Source organism: Hymenobacter sp. J193 (assembly GCF_024700075.1).
Classification (GTDB): Bacteria; Bacteroidota; Bacteroidia; order Cytophagales; family Hymenobacteraceae; genus Hymenobacter.
In genome coordinates this window covers 2,073,031-2,090,310 of the sequence record NZ_JAJONE010000001.1, presented here as the reverse complement: position 1 = coordinate 2,090,310, position 17,280 = coordinate 2,073,031, and the positions used below count along the sequence as shown (strand labels likewise).

At 61.6% G+C, this 17,280-nt stretch carries 16 protein-coding genes; 5 read left to right on the top strand and 11 right to left on the bottom strand.

Features of this window, described 5'->3' with window-relative positions; genetic code table 11:
- Window positions 1-2: 2 nt before the first annotated feature.
- Window positions 3-1,154 carry a trypsin-like peptidase domain-containing protein gene (locus LRS06_RS09055; protein ID WP_257871197.1) on the bottom strand — a complete coding sequence of 384 codons (1,152 nt, stop codon included), beginning with the start codon at window positions 1,152-1,154 and terminating at the stop codon, window positions 3-5.
- Between the two features lie 50 nt (window positions 1,155-1,204).
- Window positions 1,205-1,792 carry an RNA polymerase sigma factor gene (locus LRS06_RS09050; RefSeq protein WP_257871196.1) on the bottom strand — a complete coding sequence of 196 codons (588 nt, stop codon included), beginning with the start codon at window positions 1,790-1,792 and terminating at the stop codon, window positions 1,205-1,207.
- Between the two features lie 137 nt (window positions 1,793-1,929).
- On the opposite strand from LRS06_RS09050, the gene LRS06_RS09045 reads away from it, so the two are divergent.
- A complete protein-coding gene (locus tag LRS06_RS09045) occupies window positions 1,930-2,157 on the top strand; it encodes a hypothetical protein (protein WP_257871195.1) in 228 nt (75 codons plus the stop codon).
- 129 nt (window positions 2,158-2,286) lie between these two features.
- Here the strand turns inward: LRS06_RS09045 and LRS06_RS09040 are convergent, their stop codons facing one another.
- From LRS06_RS09040 to LRS06_RS09020, 5 genes are all read right to left on the bottom strand, one after another.
- Complete coding sequence (locus tag LRS06_RS09040; RefSeq protein WP_257871194.1) at window positions 2,287-4,083, bottom strand: hypothetical protein; 1,797 nt, start codon at window positions 4,081-4,083, stop codon at window positions 2,287-2,289.
- 8 nt (window positions 4,084-4,091) lie between these two features.
- A complete protein-coding gene (locus tag LRS06_RS09035) occupies window positions 4,092-6,326 on the bottom strand; it encodes a DUF4175 domain-containing protein (protein ID WP_257871193.1) in 2,235 nt (744 codons plus the stop codon).
- Window positions 6,323-7,861, bottom strand: coding sequence for a BatA domain-containing protein (locus tag LRS06_RS09030; protein WP_257871192.1), 1,539 nt, complete (start codon window positions 7,859-7,861; stop codon window positions 6,323-6,325). The genes LRS06_RS09035 and LRS06_RS09030 overlap by 4 nt, the downstream gene beginning before the upstream one ends.
- Window positions 7,862-7,913: 52 nt before the next feature.
- Window positions 7,914-8,789 carry a DUF58 domain-containing protein gene (locus LRS06_RS09025; protein ID WP_257871191.1) on the bottom strand — a complete coding sequence of 292 codons (876 nt, stop codon included), beginning with the start codon at window positions 8,787-8,789 and terminating at the stop codon, window positions 7,914-7,916.
- Window positions 8,790-8,976: 187 nt separating this feature from the next.
- Entirely contained in the window at window positions 8,977-9,954 is a 978-nt protein-coding gene (locus LRS06_RS09020) for a MoxR family ATPase (protein ID WP_257871190.1), read from the bottom strand.
- 172 nt (window positions 9,955-10,126) lie between these two features.
- On the opposite strand from LRS06_RS09020, the gene LRS06_RS09015 reads away from it, so the two are divergent.
- Window positions 10,127-10,789, top strand: coding sequence for a hypothetical protein (locus LRS06_RS09015; RefSeq protein ID WP_257871189.1), 663 nt, complete (start codon window positions 10,127-10,129; stop codon window positions 10,787-10,789).
- A gap of 10 nt (window positions 10,790-10,799) precedes the next feature.
- Here LRS06_RS09015 and LRS06_RS09010 read toward each other — a convergent pair whose 3' ends face one another.
- Window positions 10,800-11,426 carry a DUF4159 domain-containing protein gene (locus LRS06_RS09010; protein ID WP_257871188.1) on the bottom strand — a complete coding sequence of 209 codons (627 nt, stop codon included), beginning with the start codon at window positions 11,424-11,426 and terminating at the stop codon, window positions 10,800-10,802.
- Between the two features lie 202 nt (window positions 11,427-11,628).
- On the opposite strand from LRS06_RS09010, the gene LRS06_RS09005 reads away from it, so the two are divergent.
- Together LRS06_RS09005 and LRS06_RS09000 are read left to right on the top strand one after the other, a co-directional pair.
- Window positions 11,629-12,258 carry a porin family protein gene (locus LRS06_RS09005; protein ID WP_257871187.1) on the top strand — a complete coding sequence of 210 codons (630 nt, stop codon included), beginning with the start codon at window positions 11,629-11,631 and terminating at the stop codon, window positions 12,256-12,258.
- Between the two features lie 135 nt (window positions 12,259-12,393).
- Window positions 12,394-12,948, top strand: a complete 555-nt coding sequence (locus LRS06_RS09000) for a DUF6252 family protein (RefSeq protein ID WP_257871186.1) — start codon at window positions 12,394-12,396, stop codon at window positions 12,946-12,948.
- 329 nt (window positions 12,949-13,277) lie between these two features.
- Here LRS06_RS09000 and LRS06_RS08995 read toward each other — a convergent pair whose 3' ends face one another.
- From LRS06_RS08995 to LRS06_RS08985, 3 genes are all read right to left on the bottom strand, one after another.
- Entirely contained in the window at window positions 13,278-14,603 is a 1,326-nt protein-coding gene (locus LRS06_RS08995; protein WP_257871185.1) for a TldD/PmbA family protein, read from the bottom strand.
- A 161-nt stretch (window positions 14,604-14,764) separates the two neighbouring features.
- A complete protein-coding gene (locus LRS06_RS08990) occupies window positions 14,765-14,947 on the bottom strand; it encodes a four helix bundle protein (RefSeq protein ID WP_257871184.1) in 183 nt (60 codons plus the stop codon).
- A 224-nt stretch (window positions 14,948-15,171) separates the two neighbouring features.
- Window positions 15,172-16,818 carry a TldD/PmbA family protein gene (locus tag LRS06_RS08985; RefSeq protein ID WP_257871183.1) on the bottom strand — a complete coding sequence of 549 codons (1,647 nt, stop codon included), beginning with the start codon at window positions 16,816-16,818 and terminating at the stop codon, window positions 15,172-15,174.
- A gap of 142 nt (window positions 16,819-16,960) precedes the next feature.
- Between LRS06_RS08985 and LRS06_RS08980 the strand changes: the two genes are divergently transcribed.
- Complete coding sequence (locus LRS06_RS08980) at window positions 16,961-17,272, top strand: GIY-YIG nuclease family protein (RefSeq protein ID WP_374679420.1); 312 nt, start codon at window positions 16,961-16,963, stop codon at window positions 17,270-17,272.
- Window positions 17,273-17,280: the final 8 nt, after the last annotated feature.

Below are 17,280 nucleotides of genomic sequence, written 5' to 3'. Positions count from 1 at the left end.
GCTTACTCGTAGACTTTCACCACAAACACGAAGTCCTGCAGCTTGCGCACCTGCTGGGCCCGCGTGCTGCCGATCAGTTGGCTGGTGCGTGGCACATTGGCCAAGGCTCCCGGCGCGGCGGCCGACAGCGAGTCGACGAGGCGCATGAGGTAGGAGGACTTGGTGGCAAAAGCCGCGCTCTGCACGTCCATCTGCCGCCCGCTGATTACGCCGATCAGGTTGCCCCGGTCGTCGAGCAGCGGGCCGCCGCTGTTGCCGGGGTTCACCGGAATGCTGATCTGGTAGAAGGCCGTGTCGCCTTCGAAGCCGGAGCGCGCACTCAGGGAGCCTTCCCCGAATACTACATCCTCACGGGGGTAGCCCAGGGTATAAACCCGCTCACCCAGGTCGGCCGAGCCCCGCTTGAAAGAGTAGGGCAGCCGGCCGAAACCCTTGAAGTCCTTGTCGTTGATGCGCAGAATGGCCAGGTCGTGGGCTACGTCGGAAAACACCGGCTCGGCGCGGTAGCGCTGCCGGTCGCGGCTTTCAATCAGCAGCGAGTCGGCTCCCTGAATGACGTGGTAGCTGGTAATGAGGTAGCCATCAGTGGTGAGGGCAAAGCCAGTGCCGCCAAACTTGCCGGGGTTGAGCTCCTCCGGGGTCTTCACCCCATCAATCTGGTTGAGGGTGCGGTTGATGGCGCGCTGGTTGCGCTTGATGCGGTCCATTTCGCGGCGCAGCACCGTGTAGCCGTAGGAGTTGGGCTTCTGCACGGCCCGCCACCACTCAATACCCAGTAGCGTGGCAAACACAGCCAGCACGGCCACGGAGGCCGCTACGGCAATAGTGGCGCGGTGGCCCCCCCAAAATTCGCGCAAACGACGCTCTACCGGCGAAATGTGCAGCGTAGGCATGGTGGGCACGCCGGTTTCCAGCGTTTCCTCCCGGGCAGCTTCCGCGTCAATTTCGGTCTGAAGGGCTGTCAGCTTGCCCCGTACCAGTCGGCGCTGCCCGTAGGCATGCAGGGCACCCGTGAGGGCGTCAAAGTCGGCGTAGCGGCGGGCCAGCACGGGGTCGGCGGCCAGCCGGTTGGCCAGCTCCGTCCGGGCAGGCTCGGGTAGCTCGCCGCGCTGGTAGGCTTCAAATAACTCGTAGTAGTCGGCTTCCGTTTTCATAGCTGCTAAGGCGGGTGGGTGAGGTCCGCCATCGGCGCGACCGGGCGGCGCTAGAACTGTTCTTCCTCCTGATAGTGGGTGAAAAACAGCTTTTTAAGCCGCACCAGGCACTTGTACTTTTGGTTTTTAGCGTTGTCGGCGTTGGTGTAGCCAAACTCGGCGGTGAGCTGCTGCATCGATTTGTCGAGCAGGTAGTATCCTTCCAAAAGCGAGCGGCACGGCTCTCCCAACTGGCTCAGCGCCTGCTCCATGAGGGCAAACTGCTGGTCGCGCTGCTCGGCCAGGGCCAAGTCGGCCTCGGCTCCGGTTTCGAGGTAGGGTTCGTGGTCGTCGAGGCGGCCGCCGTAGCGGCCTTTCTCAGCCAGACGCTTCAACCACAGGCGGCGGCACACGGCGTAGAGGTAAGTCTTGATCTGGCAGCTTAGTTCCAGGGAACCGTCGCGCACCTTCTCATAGAACACCATCACGCCCTCCTGGTACACATCCTTGGCCTCATCCTCGGTGCCGCTGTTCTGCTGCACTAGGTGAAGAACCATCGGAAGGTGCAGGCGGTAGAGTTGCGCCAGCGCCCGGTCGTCGCCGCGGCGGATGGCCGCCACGAACTCTTCATCGGTATAGGAAGGTTGACCCTTGCCCATTCGCTTTGCTTGTTAATACGTTGCGCCCGGTGGGGTAACCCGCGAAAAAAAGTTTTTTCTTTTCAGGGTTACCTTTCGCTACTGTAGGTATGAAGGGCGTTTTTCAGACTTTTTTACTTTTCCAAACCTACACCAAAATGAAGAATCTGCTGAAAGTTTCTGCTGTTGCCGTTCTGTTCGCTGCTAGCCTCGCTTCCTGCGAGCAGAAAACCACTGAGAACACCGAAACCACCAACGTAGAAGCTCCCGCTGCTACCGACACGACCGTGACCACGGAAACCACCACTGCTCCCGCCGACACCACGGCTGCTGCTCCGGCTACCACCACCGAGTCGACGACCACCACTACTGCTCCTGCTCAGTAGTCAGTCCTACCTCAGGTAGCTGCTTCGGCACCCTGAGGAAACAACCGCCCGGATTCCATTTGCTGGAGTCCGGGCGGTTTGCGTTTGGGGATGTACGGGTGGAGCCCTCTACTGTTGTGCTTCCAAATGCTAGAGCTTCTCCTCCAGCCACAAAAAGCCCGCCCCCAGCAGAAATAAGCCCAAAAACCAGCCCAAGGGCCAGTCCTCCGGTTTCTTCGCCGCTAATCCGGCAGCTGCCCAATTGGAGTGCGCGGCCACGTACTGCTGCCAGGCAAGCTGCACTGGGCCTTGCCATGCATCCGGCGGGTACACGTAAAATCGGTGCGCTGGCTGGCCGGGCATCTGGGCCTCGTGCCAGCCACTTTGCGCGGGCCAGAACCGGCCGATTTGCCACTCGGGCAGGGCGGCGTCCTGTTGCAGCGGTAGGGCTGTGGAACTACCGTCGGGCAGGGTTATCATCGGCGTATTCTTCAACGCCGCAGTTGTGGTCAGGCGCAGCGTGACGGGAGTGTGGGGGCGCGGGAAATCAGTGAGCAGCTGCCAGCGGGCGGTTGCGGGTTGCGGGCGCGCGGCAGCCGTGAGCAGGCGGCTCCAGTAGGCATCGTAGCTGCTTTGGGCGCCCTGCAGCAGCCAGCGGTAGGTATCGGTGGCAGTGGCTACGACTACCTGCCCGGTCCCAAACCGCTGGCTGGCCGCCACCACTTGCTGCCGACTGGCTGTAATCAGAACCTGGGTGCTGGCTGCCGGACGGAGTCGGGCCGCCAGCACCGCGCGCAATGGCTGGACCCTATCCGGCCACTGGAGAGGCTGCTCGGTTTTGCCAGTACTGGCTGGTGTGAGGCCGAAGCCCGCCCGGGCAGGCACCGCCGCGGGCAAAACGGCATTATCGGCCAGCACTACCAGGCCCACGCCGTCCTGCTGCGTCGCACGCCTCAGGGCTTGCTGCTCGGTCGCCGGTAGGCTGGTCAGGCTGCTGCCATCCACTATCACCACATCGTAGCGGCGCAGCACCGGGGGCGTGAGGGAGGATAGTTTATGTGGGGGTTGGTTGAGGAAATCCGTCTGGGCTATCTGCCGGCTGATGCCCGTGCGGGCCGCCACCGCGTGCTGGCGAGCGGCCAGCTGGTTTTTAAGGAATCGAAACTCAAAGGATGGGCTGGAGGTCAAAAGCAGCACGCGCAGCGGGCGGGTGGGTAGCACTTCTAACGGCACTGGCTCAGACGCTACAACCCGCCGGCCGATGCGGGCCTGCACCGTGTACACGGCTGCTCCGGCTGCCTTTGGCACGTAGCGCAACTGAAATGTACCAGCTGGTGCTAAGCGCACGGAGTCGCGGGGGGTACCGGCGGCGTGCAGCACCACCCAGGTAGCGGGCTGACCAGCTGGCGCGGCAAACCGGCCTGACACGTGCAGGATTTGGCCCAGCTCCCGGCGCGGCTCCCACTGCGCAGCCGTGAAACCGCTGGCGGCCGGTGGGGCATATAGCTGCAGGCGGCTGGTTTCTACGTCCATGAGTTCTTCAGCCGGCAAGCCTAGGCCCAGCACGTGCAGCCGGGCCGGGGCCGGATGCTGCTGTAGCCACGCCGCTACATTGTGCACGATGGGCGTATCGGCAAGAGCAGTAGAGCGGGAGTCGGAGAACAGGGCTGGGGTGCGTGCCATATGCAACCGGCGCTGCAGGGCCCGGAGGGAATCAAGCCGATAACCGGGCGTGAGCAGAATAGCCGCGCCGGGCTTTTGCTCCACTAATCGGGAAGGCGGATAAACCAGCCACCAAAGCCCCGCTACCGCCGCCCAGCCCGCCAGCACCCGCAGCAGGCGCCACCGACGACTGGTCCGCTGCCAGGCGGCCGCGGTGAGGAAAGCCGCCAGCAGCAGGCAGCCAAGCAGAAATAGCAGCGCAAAACCAGTGGGAAAGGTCATCATACAGCAGCTCAGCGCAACTCTTGCAAATACCGTTGAGTGAGACGGGTGGTGCCGGCGGGCCGGGTGGGGGCGGTATACGGCGCCGGTAGCAGCCGCGTGAAAGCGTGCTCCACCCCCGCCAGACAGGTGGTGCAACGCCGCTGCCCGGCTCGCAGCTCGGTCGTGAGCTGGCGAAGGTGGCGCAAGGCGGCCAGGTACGTGCCAGGCTGCCGTTGCGCCGCCAGCGCCAGCGCCTGACCACCGGCTTCGAGGGCCGCGGCATCGGTGGGGCGCACGGGGCGGCCGGTTTGCAGCTCGCTTACTACGCGCAGCGCGGCCCGCACTGCGGGCTGGGCTGGCGGTGCACTTTGCTGACTGCGGCGGGGCACCGTGGCGGCCCCTGCCAGGTCGCCGGTCAGGCGCAGGGTGGCTTCGGGCAGCGGCGGAGCTTCAAAACCCGATTTCTTCACGTACAAACGGGTTTGCTGCTGCACCTGCTTGAGCAGGCGCAGGGCCTTGTACTCGAAAGGCAGCGCCTCGCGGGGGCGGCCAGTACGCAGGCGAAGCTCGGCTTCCCACATCTGGCTGAGCACGATGCTGAGCTTGGCTTTCACGGCGGGCTCCAGGAAATCGGCTGTTTCGGCATCGTCGTGGCTGTGTACGTAGGCTTCCATCAGGGCAGCGGTTTCGGCGGTGTTGGCCGCTGCCGAGGCCGCGCCCGAGGGTGGGGCGTGCTGGTGTTCGTCGTGCCCGGGCTCTTCGCCGGCATGTTCGTCATGATCGGCTTCAGGTTCCGCACCGGCCCCAGCGTTTTCCCCGATTGATTCAGAAAACTCTTCACCCATGAACTTGCCATAGCGCAGGCGCAGGATTTTCTGGTCGTGGCCGATTTCGTTGCCGCGCGCCACGAACTGGTCAGTGGTAAGAGCCGCCTTTTCCGTCAGCAGCTTTTCGGTGTCGATGATGATCTGGCGCTGGCTACGGAAGTAGGCCGGCACCGTCGTCACGCCCAATGACACATCCATATTGGAATCGTCTATGGTCGTGTCTTCCCACTGCACCAGGTAGCTGTCGGAGCGGCTCATCTGTTGGTGCGTATCCCAGAGCTGCACGTAGAAGTACACCTCGTCGCCGTAGGTGAGGCCCAGCGCGGGCAAACGTAGCACGTGGCTCAGTGTGGCCCGCGTAGGCTGGCCTGGCAGCTGGCTGGTCAGATCCTGCACTACCTCTCGGAACTTCACGCCCTCGCCCTGACCCTGAGCTACCGTGGCTACCAGGCGGGCCCGCGCCAGACCGTAATCGTCGTGCACAGCTACGCGCACCGGCACTTGCGGGCGGGTGCCAAACTCAATCAGGGTATAGGGCTTAGGCGTCTGCACCTGCACGGTGGGGGCGCGGTCGGGTAGGGCTTCGATGGCATAATCATCGGAAACCTGCCCCGCGTAGCGCACCCGGTACAGCATAGATTGAGAAACGACCAACTCCACCGCATACGTGCCGCGCTGGCCCGCCACAGGCCGAAACCCCATGTGCCGCCGACCAATTTCGAGCTGCGGGGCGGGCTGCTTGGGTTCGTTCACGCGTATAAGCCACCGCACCCGGGAGCCCGCCGGACAACGGAAGGAAGGCTGCGCCGCCGTGAAACCAGGCTGCCGGGTATAAGCTGGCGGTGCAACCGTAATAGAAGTGGAAATAATGCGGGCGACGAGCGGCTTGCCCTTTTCAGCTACGGCGGGGAAATGCAGGGGCGCGGTGGCCGCAGTAGGAATGGTAGTGGCGCTTCGATGACTTATGGCCCAGGTGCCTGCCGCCACGGTTAGCAAACCCGCCGTAAGCCACAGCGGAGCCCGCCAGGAAACGGGTAGCAAAGGCCCCGGTTCGGCCAGCAGCTGGCGCAGAACCTCACTGGTGCGCTGCTGCTGCAGGTGTTCCAGGAACTGCAACTCAGTTGCCGGGCGAAGCAGCAGCCCCGTGCTGTCTTCCAGGGAAGGATATTGTCGGTCGAGCTGCCGGGCAAGTAAAGGCAGGTTGGGGCGGCTGAGCTGCCAAGCGTAGCCCACCAATAGCAGGAGTGCCAGCACCAAGCCACTCCAAACCAGCGCCGATGGCAACGCGGAAAAAGCCACGCCTGCCAGTCCCCCCATACCCATCAGCGGTAGCAACAAGGCCAGCAACTGCCGCCAAAAACGGCGCTGCCACACCGCCCGCAACAAGCGGGTGGGCGCAAGCTGCGCGGTTGCAGTATGCGTAGAGGATAGGCTCATGCTGTTGTTGCGGGGTTAGAAACCGTCGTCGGCCGCCGCGCCAGCAGCCGTTCCAGGCCGAACAACAAGCCCGCCAATGCTACCAGCCAGGGCCGTAAATCACGGAAATGCAGGTTTGCCGGGCGGAAGCCAGGGGCAGCAGCTCCGGAATCCGTCCGACTGATTTGCGACGGAGGCAGCACGCGCCGGTCGTAGCGGGCAGGCACCTCGGAGGCGGGCTGCAACAGTGGCAGCAGCAGCTCCGGCAGTTCCGGGGTAGAGCCCAGGGCGCTCCAGGCCGGGTGCAGGCGGGTGTAAAATTGATACTGTTTGCCCTGCCCCTGCGGTTGAGTTGTAAGTAGCGGCCTACCAAAGGCATCAGCCCACAACACCTGCGGGCGGGCGGCTGGCTTGGCAGTACTCAGGCGGCTAAGGCTTATCATCGGAACTTCAGCACCTAGCGTGAAACGGCTGTCAACTATCCGTCCCGCATTGGCAGGAAAAAGCCAGACCTGCATTCCTGAGCTCAGTTGCTGCGAAGTGGAAGCAGGCAGTGGGGCCGCACTTAGCCAAAAGAGAGCATTGAGTGGCTGACCAGTGGGTGGATTCTGACGGGACACAGTGAGTTGCAGGGGAGCCGCCAGTCCCAGCGCGGCCGCCCGCAAGGCCGCCCGCAGGTAGCGCGCGTCTTCGGCAAACGCCGCATCGGCCCGGATCCAGGCCCGGAAAGGACGCTGACGTACCAGCACGGTATCCGTAGCCGAAAGCAGCTGAGCACTATCCTGGCCTGCCTGATACTGCCACGAACCCAGGCCCGGCACGCGCACCTGCCCATCAGCCGGTACTGCCAGGCTCACCGGTCGAAACGTCACTTTGTCTTCCGTGCTGCGGCCGATTATCAGGCGTAGGCTGTCCAGGTGCGGTTGGTAAGCGGAGTGCAGCCACTGGCTGGAATCGGGGAGGGGCAGGAGGTGCCAGCGTACCTGGGCGGGCAGCAGCGGGCGGCGGCCCCGGAACTGAGCGAGGGAAGCGGAAGTAAACACGTGAATAGGGCGACCGGGAAATGAATCGGCGGCTTGCTGCATGCTGGCCCAGGCGTTTTCGGGCTGGCGCGGCGGGGCTGGCAGCACCGTCAGGCCAGAGTCGAGGCGCGCCCAGGCAGTAGGGAGAATAACTGGAAAGCCAGCACGCAGAGCACGGGTTTCGTAGCCGCTTCGGCGCAGGGAGTCGAGTGTTGGGCGCACGGCGGTCAGGGCCGAGGAAGCCAGCAGCTCCGGGCTGATAAACACCTGGCCACGCACGGGTGGGGCTGGCTGCTGCCAGCGCAGGCCCGCCACGGCCAGCGCCAGCAAGGCCAGCAGCGCCCCGCGCAGCAGAAACAAGAGCAGCTGCTCCGGCTTCAGGCTGCGGAGTCGTTGGTTGGCGCCAGCTTCCAGCCAGCGCAGGCTGCCCACCACCACCGTGCGCCCCGGCCGCCGGTTCCAGAGGTAGATAGCCAGGGGCACCAGCAAGCCCAGCAGCGCTACCAACCCAACCGGCGACGAAAAAGAAAGCATAGAAGCAAAAGAAGAAAGCAGACGAGGGATGCCAAATCAACAGAAAAGCTGCTTACAGCGTGGTCTGCCGCCGCTGCAGAAACACGCGCAGGGCCTTATCCAGCGGCTCGGCGGTATCCAGCAAATGGTAGTCGAAGCCCTGGCGGCGGGCCGCGGAGGCCGTTTCGCGCAGCCACGCCTGCTGGCGCCGGAGCCACCCCGTCCGCTGCTGATCAGCATTTAGTTGCACGGTGCGGCCGGTTTCCAGGTCCTCAAACGTGAGGGCCCCGCGGTAGGTGAAGCGCAGCTCGTTGCCGGCCAGCAGGTGCAGCAACAGTACTTCCGCGCCGGTAGCGCGCAGGCGGGAAAGCAGCTGCCGGATTTCGGCATCTTCCTCGTACAGGTCGCTCACGCACACCACCAGGCGGCGCTGGGCGCGGGCCGTGAGTGTGGTTAGCTCGGCAGCAACCGGAAAGCGGCCGGCGGCGGTGGTTTGCTCCAGCGTGTGAAACAGGCGCGGCAACTGACGGTCATCGGCGCTAGATGGCACGTGCTGTCGGCCGGAGGGGTGCAGCACCGTGAGGGCCACGGCGTCGCCCTGTTGGCGGGCCAGGTAAGCCAAAGCCGCCAGCAGCAGGCGGGCATAGTCGAGCTTGGTGAGGCCATTGTCGTCCCGGTGGTTCATGCTGGCGGTGGCATCCAGCAGCAAATGCACCGTGAGGCTGGCCTCTACCTCCGACTCGCGCAGGTAATACCGGTCGGAGCGGGCCGCCAGTCGCCAGTCAAGGCGGCGCAGGTCGTCGCCGGGCTGGTAGGGGCGGTACTGGCTGAACTCCAGCCCGGCGCCGCGCTGCCGGCTGTAGTGCTGCCCGTGCAGAAAGCCCTCCGCCGCCTGGCGGGCGGCCAGCGGCAGGTTGCGTAGCGCATGAAGGAGTTCAGGGGTCAGCATGAGTTCGTTTTTCGTTATTGGTTTTTTGTTTTTCGGTGAATACTAAGAGCGTGTTTGGGATTTCGCAAAAACGTCGTTTCCGTCATGCTTCGACAAGCTCAGCATGACAATTTCCAAACACACTGTAAGCAGGGACACTTTTTCTTTTCGAGCGAAAAACGAAAAACTAACCACCAAAAACTACCCCCTACACTGCTACCGCTTTCAGCAGGGCAGCCACGGCGTCATCGGGGGTGAGGTTGTCGGCTTCGGCGTTGAAGTTGAGCAGCACGCGGTGGCGGAGCACGGCGGGCGCCAGGGCGTGCAAGTCGTCGAGGGTAGCGGCGAAGCGGCCTTGCAGCAGGGCCCGGGCCTTGGCGCATAAAATCAGGGCCTGGCCGGCGCGGGGGCCGGCACCCCAGCGGCCGTAGTCCTGAATAAACTTCACCGTCGAAGTAGCCGGGCGTGTGGCCCGCACCAGCCGGTTCACAAAGCCCAGCAGCTCCGGGCTGATGCTCACCTGCCGCACCAGCTGCTGCAGCTGCCGCACATCCTCGCCACCCAGCACCGGCTGCACCTCGGCGCGCGCCGTGCCGGTGGTGCCACTCAGCACCGCCAGCTCTTCCTGCTCGGTGGGGTAGCCAATGTGGATGTAAAGCAGAAACCGGTCGAGCTGGGCCTCGGGCAGCGGATACGTGCCGCTTTGCTCGATGGGGTTCTGGGTGGCCAGTAAAAAAAACGGCTTCGGCAGCGCGTGCTCCTGACCGGCGTAGGTCACGTGGCCTTCCTGCATAGCCTCCAGCAGCGCCGCCTGCGTTTTGGGCGGCGTTCGGTTGATTTCGTCGGCCAGCACCAGACTGGCGAAGATGGGCCCGGGCTGGAAGGTGAAGGTACGGCGGCCGGTGCCGTGGTCTTCCTCCAGCACTTCGGTGCCCAGGATGTCGGTGGGCATCAGGTCCGGGGTGAACTGGATGCGGCGGAAGGGCAGGTCGGTGGCCTGGGCCAGGGTGCGCACCAGCAGGGTTTTGGCCAGGCCGGGCACGCCTTCCAGCAGGGCATGCCCCCCGGCCAGCAAGGCCACCAGCACTTCATCCAACACGGCCTGCTGGCCCACAATCACCTTGGCAATTTCCTGGCGGAGTACGGGCAGCTTAGCCAGCAGGCGGGTTACGTCTTGTTCGGTCACTGCAGTTGTAGGAAGTCAGAGAAAGTGAGGGGTGAAGGCGAGGCAAAGTCCGCGAAAAAAAGCAAAAGGATGCTTCCCGGGTAGTCATTATGCGGGATTTTTGCTTTGGCTAAAGTCTGATCTGGCCCGCGAATAGTTTGCTACGCGGAGGCCAATCTATCTACTTCGGGCCATGATACACAACCATTCCCGCCGTCTTAGCTCATCTCGCTGTGCCGCTTTCCTGTTTTTGCTGGGCGCTATGCTAAGCCCGCAGCGTACCCAGGCGCAGTCGGAGCTAGCGCCGGCCCCCGCTCCCAGGCCCGGTTTGCCCAATGCCGTGCGCTTCGATTTAGGTGGAATTCTCACCCGGAATGTCGCCTACAACGCCCTTAATTACGACACGCGCTTTCTGCTGCCGGTACTGGTGGGCTACGAGCGGCAGGTAGGCAAACGCACCAGCGGCAGCGCGGAATTCCTGATGAATGGCGGCTCCCCCGATACACGCCTGACGGGCCTGGCACTGCAGGGCCGCTACTACGCTTTTCAGGGCAAGCAAACGGGCTTGGCTGGTATCTACGTGGCACCCACCGTGAGCTACCGGGCCGTGCGCCAGACGCTCGGCTACATGGCCGACTATAAGTCCCGGCTGGGTGGGGCCGGAGTATTGGTGGGGGCCCAGTGCCCCATCGGGGCATCCGGCCGGCTGCTGCTGGATGTATCCGGGGGCGTTATGGCCTGGAAACGCTTGGATCAGCCAGCGGCCTCCGATAGAGAAACCTATGATACGGAAACGTTCTACGAAAGAAATAAAGCCGTATTCGATGGTCGGTTGAGCCTGGGCTACCGGTTCTAGGCTCGTTTACTTACGCCGTCAGCGCATACAGCAGAATATTGACGCCGAACTTGGTGTTATCTTCGGCCAGAAAGCGTTTGTTGCGGAAGTCGTAATCCCACTCGCAGCCGTAGTCCTTGTTGGAGTAGAGCACGCCCAGGCGGCCATTGAACTCGATGCCTTTCAGGTAGTCGTGCACCAGGTCGTCGCCCCAGCCGTTGAGCTCGAAGCCGGTGGGCGGCGGCCCTTCCGGGAACTTGAAAAACTGGGAGTAGAGGGCGTGGGTTTTGGGCAGCTTCTTCAGGGCTCCGGCCCCGAAGCACTGGCGCATCTGTTCCTCGAAGGAGCGCGCAAACAGCCCGTCGATGTCATGGTTGCAGTCGTCCACGAACACGAAGCCGCCGGCCCGCACGTACTGCTCGAAGTTCTTTTTTTCCTGGGCTGAAAACTGCACCAGCCGGTGGCCCGAGAGGTAGCAGAACGGGTAGTTGAACAGCTCCGGCGAATCCAGGGACACGACTTTCTCCCGCTGGTTCACGGGTACTTTGGTGTACTGAATAAGGGAATGCAGCAGGTTGGTGGGCATCCGCTCGTCCACGGCGTCCCAGTCGCCGGAGCGGTAGCGAAGGCGCACGAAGGTGAACGGGGTAGCGGGCATATAGGAAAAAGCGCGGTGCGGCAAAGACGCCAAAGCCCGGCGGAGGTGGCACGGCGGCGCGCAAAATGGCCCAAAAAATCGAGTCGGACCACACTGCCGCCCGGCTTCGCGGCGTTGAAGGCGGCAGCCCGGCCGCAGCCGGCCTGTTGACTCTGCCCTATCGGCCGCCTACCTTTACTTTTCTACTTTCTCTTTTTCAGCTATGAAAAAACTACTGTTTACGCTGCTGGGCGCCCTACTGGCTTGCAGCGCAGCCCAGGCGCAGATTGGTATCAAGGGCGGCGTCAACGCGGCCGTGCTCGACGGGCAGGATATCAACCAGAACACCAATTATCAGTTCTCCTACCACGCCGGGCTGTTCTACGTCTACAACGTGGTGGGGCCGCTTTCCATCCGGCCGGAGCTGCTGTACTCCGTGCAGGGTTCTGACTTCAAGAACGCACAGGAAGACTATGCCACCAAGCTGCAGTACGTGAACCTGCCCATCCTGCTCGACCTTAAGCTCAGCAAGCTGCACTTGCAGGCCGGCCCGCAGTTTGGGGTGTTGCTCACGGCCAAGCAGGCCGGTACGGCCTTCCTCGGGCTAGACCCAGCCAGCCAGCAGGCCACGTATGGCAGCGTCAGCAAAGACGTGAAAGAACAGTATAACAGCAAGGACTTCAGCCTCTGCGCCGGCCTGGAGCTTGAGCTGACAGCGGGCCTGCGCATCGGCGGCCGCTTCAACGCCGGCCTCACCGATATTGCCAACTACAAAGACGTGCGCAGCGCCAACGACCCCCAGCTCAAAAACCGCGTGATTCAGGCCTATGCCGCGTTTCAGCTGGGCAAGTAGGGACGTGTGGTACCTCATTAACAAGCAGCATTATCCCAGGCAAAAACTACTCTGGCTTAGTGATGCGTATACCTTCATGCGCTTTGCGGCCAGCTAGAATTTGCGTGTCTATTCCTGTAGTAAACGGTCAGTACGATGAAACAGCTTATCTATCTGGCCATCTGCGCAAGTGTATTGACAGCCGCTTGCAAGAAAGAAGAATTGGACGCCTTGCCCAAGGCTACGCAGGAAGGCAAGAATACCGCCGGTTGCCTGATTGATGGCCAGGCCTTTGTGGCGACTGGCTGGCCCAGCGGTGGCATTCTTGGCCCCAGTGCTATTCCGCCGCTCACTGGCGGGTTTGCGTTTGATACGCTGTTTTATGTGAAGCTCTACGGCCAATACAAAGGCGAAAACGCTACTGTTATGCTCTTTATTCGTGGGCGCAAGACGGGCACTTATTTACTGAATCGGCCAACTCTGTATTACCCGCAAGGTGACCCTCAATATATTTTCAATCATGCCACTTTTTCATTGAGTCATAGTATGGGTGAGGTGTATGTGACAGATACACATAATACTGGCAAAGTTGATCTTACTTACTTAACTAAGCCTGTTTCATCTGGTACGTTCGAATTCACGGCTGCCAGCACTCTTGATCCTCGGAAGACGATTACCATCACGCACGGCCGCTTTGACCGCAAGCAATAGCTGAGTTAGTGAGGGTAATGACGTGATGATTAGTGCAACGGTATTCGGCGATGGTATAAGATGGAGCATGGCGCCTTCTTTTATACCGGCTACCATATAAGCTAACCTGATAAGCAGCTCAACCACGACAAGAAAAAGCCGGTACCCGCTGCGGATACCGGCTGTTCTGCACTCGATTTTTTACGCCGCGTCGGAGAGGCTGCTAAAGATGAAGCTCCGAACCTTCAGCGCCGGGACTAGTAGAGCACTTGTCATTCCGAACGCAGTGAGGAATCTGGGGTTACCCACGCGGGGCTAACGCAGATTCCTCGCTTCGCTCGGAATGACAGCTACACCGCGTCCGACAAACTGGTAAAGGTGAAGTCCCGAATCTTCAGCGGGGGCACCAGGTTACCGCCGAGGCGCTGGGGTTTGCCCATGGCTTCAATGTTGTTGAGCATGATGATAGGCGACTCGTTGAAGCGGAAGTTCTTGATCGGGTGCTTGATCCTGCCGTTCTCGATGTAGAACGTACCGTCCCGCGTCAGGCCCGTCACGAGCAGGGTCTGCGGGTCCACGTCGCGGATGTACCAGAGGCGAGTGACCAGAATGCCTTTGGCCGTGCCCTTAATCAGCTCCTCCAGGCTCTGCGTGCCGCCTTCCATGATAAAGTTGCCGGAAAAGGCCGTAGCCTCGGCCTTGCTTTTCTCGGCCCAATAGCGGGAATAGTACAGGTTTTTCACCACGCCTTTCTCTATCCAGGGCATGCGCTTCACGGGCAGCCCTTCCCCATCGAACACGCTGCCGGGAACCTGCGCGTTGAGAGGGTCGGAGTAGATGGTCACGCGGGAGTCGAAGAGCTTTTCGCCTTTCTTGGTGCCGCCGCCTTTCTTGCTCAGGAACGAGCGGCCTTCGTCGGCCTCGCGGGCGTCGAGGGCGTAAACCAGGCGGTTGAGCAGGCCTTCATCCGATACCAGGGCGGCCGGCTCCAGAATCACGGTGTACTTGCCGGGCTCCAAGGCCTTGGTATTTACCGAGCCCGCGGCCTTATCGGCAGCGCGCTTGGTCAGGGCTTTGGCGTCGAAGGCATTTACGTCGGTGAAATCGGCCACGGCGTAGCCCGAGCCTTTACCGTCGGGGGTGCGCACCGTCACCGAAAAATCGACGTTTGTGCTTTGCTCGTAGGCTTCGAGGCCTTTGCTGTTGCGCAGGGCCGTAAAGCTGGCGCCGTCTTCCAGGAAGCCCGCGGCCGTGAGCTTGCGGGCCTCACACATGGTGATGCTGTCGGCGGCGGCCTGGGCGCGCACGTCGGGCGTGATGGCGGCCGTGCTGGCCGCGTAGGCTTTAGGCACCAGGTATTGCTGCGGGCCTAGCATGGCTACGTACTCGGGGTCTTCGGGGGCGAGGCGGGCAATTTCCTCAGCCCGCTGCACGCAACGCCGCAGCGTGGCATCGTCGAACTGGTTGCAGGTGGCCGTGCCGCTGCGCTTGCCAAACCGCGACTCCACGGCTAGCGACACGTTATCGGACTGGCCGGCGGTGCTTACCGTGTTGCGGGCGTAGCGGATGTTGCCGCTGGTGCGCCCGCGCAGGGTGGCGGCGCACTCATCGGCCTGCGAATAGCTCAGCACCTTTTTCAGGATGGCCTGGGCTTCGTCTTGGGAAAGTATGGGCATGTTATGTTAATGTGCTAATGAGGGGATGTGCTGATGTTCTAATGTGTTGGTAATGTGCTCATGTGACAGAATGTGCTGAGGTGCTAATAGTCGTTCTTTCATTAGCACCTCAGCACATTCTGTCACATGAGCACATTACCCGTTGGCTTTGCTGGTGCTGATTATGCGGGAAAGCAGCCGGCAGATATCCAGCAGCGGCTCAGCATCTCGGCTGGTGGATCAGGGTAGTTGGGTGCTTGCTGGCACAGGAGCAGCCAATATTCTGTTTCGCTGGCTTCTTTCGCTGCAACCTTGCATTTATGGATAAAGTCGGCACGGCTTTCCGCATGCTGGGCTTCCCGCACATTGGCTCCAATGGAGGTGCCGCTCCGCAGGAGCTGCTGCGCAGGAGCTGCTGCGCAATAACGTAGCGCCGGACTTTCTCCAACTCCTCCACGTAAGCCAATACTTGCAGCGAAAACGCAAAAGTTAGCTGCAAGACAGGATTGTTGCTGGAAGGGTTGGCCATAAAGGGAATGATTGAAGCATTAGCACGTCAGCACATTCTACCACATTAGCACATTGAAAATCAGATTTTCCGGGCGGTATTGATGACGTTCACGCCGTTGAAGCGGGTGGTGCTGGAGCCGTGGCTCACGGCCGATACCTGACCGGGCTGGCCTTTGCCGTCGAAGAACGTGCCCAGGAAGCGGTAGTCCGACTGGTCACAGATGGCCGCGCAGCTGCCCCAGAACTCCTGGGTGTTGGCCTGATAGGCAACGTCCTCAATCATGCCGGCAATTTTACCCTTCTCAATGGCGTAGAACACCTTGCCCCCGAACTGGAAGTTGTAGCGCTGCTGGTCGATGGAGTAGGAGCCTTCCCCCGCAATGTAGATGCCCTTGTCCACGTTCTTGATCATCTCGTCCACGCTTAGTTTGGCCGAGCCGGGGCGGAGGCTGATGTTGGGCATACGCTGAAACTGCACGCTGCTCCAGGAGTCGGCGTAGCAGCACCCGTCCGATTCCTGCTGACCCATGACGTGCGCCTGGTCCCGGATTTTCTGGTAGTTCACCAGCTTTCCGTCCTTGATGATGTCCCACTTCTTGGTTTTCACGCCCTCGTCGTCGTAGCCCACCGCGCCCAGCGTGCCGGGCTGCAGCTTGTCGGCCACAATGTTCACCAGCTTGGAGCCATAGGGCTGGCCTTTGGCTTTCCAGTCGAGCGTCGCGAAGGACGTGCCGGCGTAGTTGGCTTCGTAGCCCAGCACCCGGTCCAGCTCCGTAGGGTGCCCTACCGATTCGTGGATGGTCAGACCCAGGTGGCTGGGGTCGAGCACGAGGTCGTACTTGCCGGGTGTCACAGACTTAGCCGTGAGCTTTTCCTTGGCCTGCTTGGCAGCCAGGGCTGCGTCTTCCAGCATGTCGTAGCGCTGCTTGTAGCCGATAACGCCGGTTCCCTGCGGGCCCATTAGCTTGTCGCTGGCGCGAGGCGTGAGGTACTCGTAGCCCAGGCCCATGGGCGAGGCCATGGCGTCGCGGGAACGGAATTTGCCGGTGGCGCGGTCAATAACGGTAACGTTGAACGTGGGCCAGATGCGGTGCACATCCTGGTCGATGTAGGAGCCGTCGGTGCTGGCGAAGTACTTCTGCTCGTTCACCTGAAACAGGGCCGAGTTGACGTAGCTGGCGCCGTTGTCCAGGGCCTTGGCGTTGGCAGCCAGCAGCAGATCCACCTTTTCCTTCACCGGCACTTCGAAGGCGTTGCGCTCAATGGGCGTTTTCCAGCTCACCTCCCCGTAGCCTTTCTGCGCGGCCAGCTTCACCGGCTCCTTTTGCACGCGCTGGTTGGCCTTGGCAATGGCGACGGCGTTTTTGGCGGCCTGCACAATGCCGGCTTCCGTGACGAGGTTGGTGGAAGCAAAGCCCCAGGCCCCGTTCACCAACGCCCGCACGCCCACCCCGAAGCTCTCGGTGCTGGTAATGTTCTGCACCTGCTTTTCGCGGGTAAACACGTACTGGTTGAGGTAGCGCCCGATGCGCACGTCGGCGTAGGAAGCTCCCGCCGATTTAGCCGCGTTCAGGGCCGCATCGGCCAGGCGCTTTTTCAGGGCCGGGTCGATGGTTTCGAGCAGCTGCTCGGGGTCTACCAGCACCCCACCCATGCCGGGCAGGCTCGGTAAGAACAAAGCCCCGGTAGCTAAGCCCGTGATGCCAATAAAATCTCGTCTTTTCAAAGTGGTAGGGGATTAGGGAAGGAGAAAGTGTCATTCCGAACGCAGTGAGGAATCTGAGTTAGCCTTTTGTTGGTAAACCCAGATTCCTTACGGTGTTCGGAATGACAAAAACGCTATATTTTCAGTATATATCCTAGCAACTATGCAGATGCGCCATCATCAGTATTTTGTCTATCTGCTGACCAATCCTAAGCGCACGGTACTCTATACTGGCGTCACGAATGACCTGACGCGAAGACTGGATGAGCACATAGCCCAGGAAGGCCGCCCATTTACGTTTGCCGGCCGCTATTTCTGCAACCTGCTTATGCATTGGGAGGCCTTCCAAGATGTGCAGCAGGCTATAGCCCGCGAAAAAGAAATAAAAGGCTGGCGCCGGGAAAAGAAGGATGCGCTGATCAAGACACACAACCCCGAATGGCGCGACTTAACCACAGAAATAATGGAGGACTAAGTGTCATT

What these genes read in the sequence shown, in the direction of transcription:
- LRS06_RS09025 (WP_257871191.1), bottom strand. Translation starts at nt 8,789, where the DNA reads ATGCTGACCCCTGAACTCCTTCATGCGCTACGCAACCTGCCGCTGGCC.
- LRS06_RS08980 (WP_374679420.1), top strand. Translation starts at nt 16,961, where the DNA reads ATGCAGATGCGCCATCATCAGTATTTTGTCTATCTGCTGACCAATCCT.
- LRS06_RS08995 (WP_257871185.1), bottom strand. Translation starts at nt 14,603, where the DNA reads ATGCCCATACTTTCCCAAGACGAAGCCCAGGCCATCCTGAAAAAGGTG.
- LRS06_RS09010 (WP_257871188.1), bottom strand. Translation starts at nt 11,426, where the DNA reads ATGCCCGCTACCCCGTTCACCTTCGTGCGCCTTCGCTACCGCTCCGGC.
- LRS06_RS09030 (WP_257871192.1), bottom strand. Translation starts at nt 7,861, where the DNA reads ATGCTTTCTTTTTCGTCGCCGGTTGGGTTGGTAGCGCTGCTGGGCTTG.
- LRS06_RS09015 (WP_257871189.1), top strand. Translation starts at nt 10,127, where the DNA reads ATGATACACAACCATTCCCGCCGTCTTAGCTCATCTCGCTGTGCCGCT.
- LRS06_RS09055 (WP_257871197.1), bottom strand. Translation starts at nt 1,154, where the DNA reads ATGAAAACGGAAGCCGACTACTACGAGTTATTTGAAGCCTACCAGCGC.
- LRS06_RS09005 (WP_257871187.1), top strand. Translation starts at nt 11,629, where the DNA reads ATGAAAAAACTACTGTTTACGCTGCTGGGCGCCCTACTGGCTTGCAGC.
- LRS06_RS09040 (WP_257871194.1), bottom strand. Translation starts at nt 4,083, where the DNA reads ATGATGACCTTTCCCACTGGTTTTGCGCTGCTATTTCTGCTTGGCTGC.
- LRS06_RS09000 (WP_257871186.1), top strand. Translation starts at nt 12,394, where the DNA reads ATGAAACAGCTTATCTATCTGGCCATCTGCGCAAGTGTATTGACAGCC.
- LRS06_RS09045 (WP_257871195.1), top strand. Translation starts at nt 1,930, where the DNA reads ATGAAGAATCTGCTGAAAGTTTCTGCTGTTGCCGTTCTGTTCGCTGCT.
- LRS06_RS09035 (WP_257871193.1), bottom strand. Translation starts at nt 6,326, where the DNA reads ATGAGCCTATCCTCTACGCATACTGCAACCGCGCAGCTTGCGCCCACC.
- LRS06_RS09050 (WP_257871196.1), bottom strand. Translation starts at nt 1,792, where the DNA reads ATGGGCAAGGGTCAACCTTCCTATACCGATGAAGAGTTCGTGGCGGCC.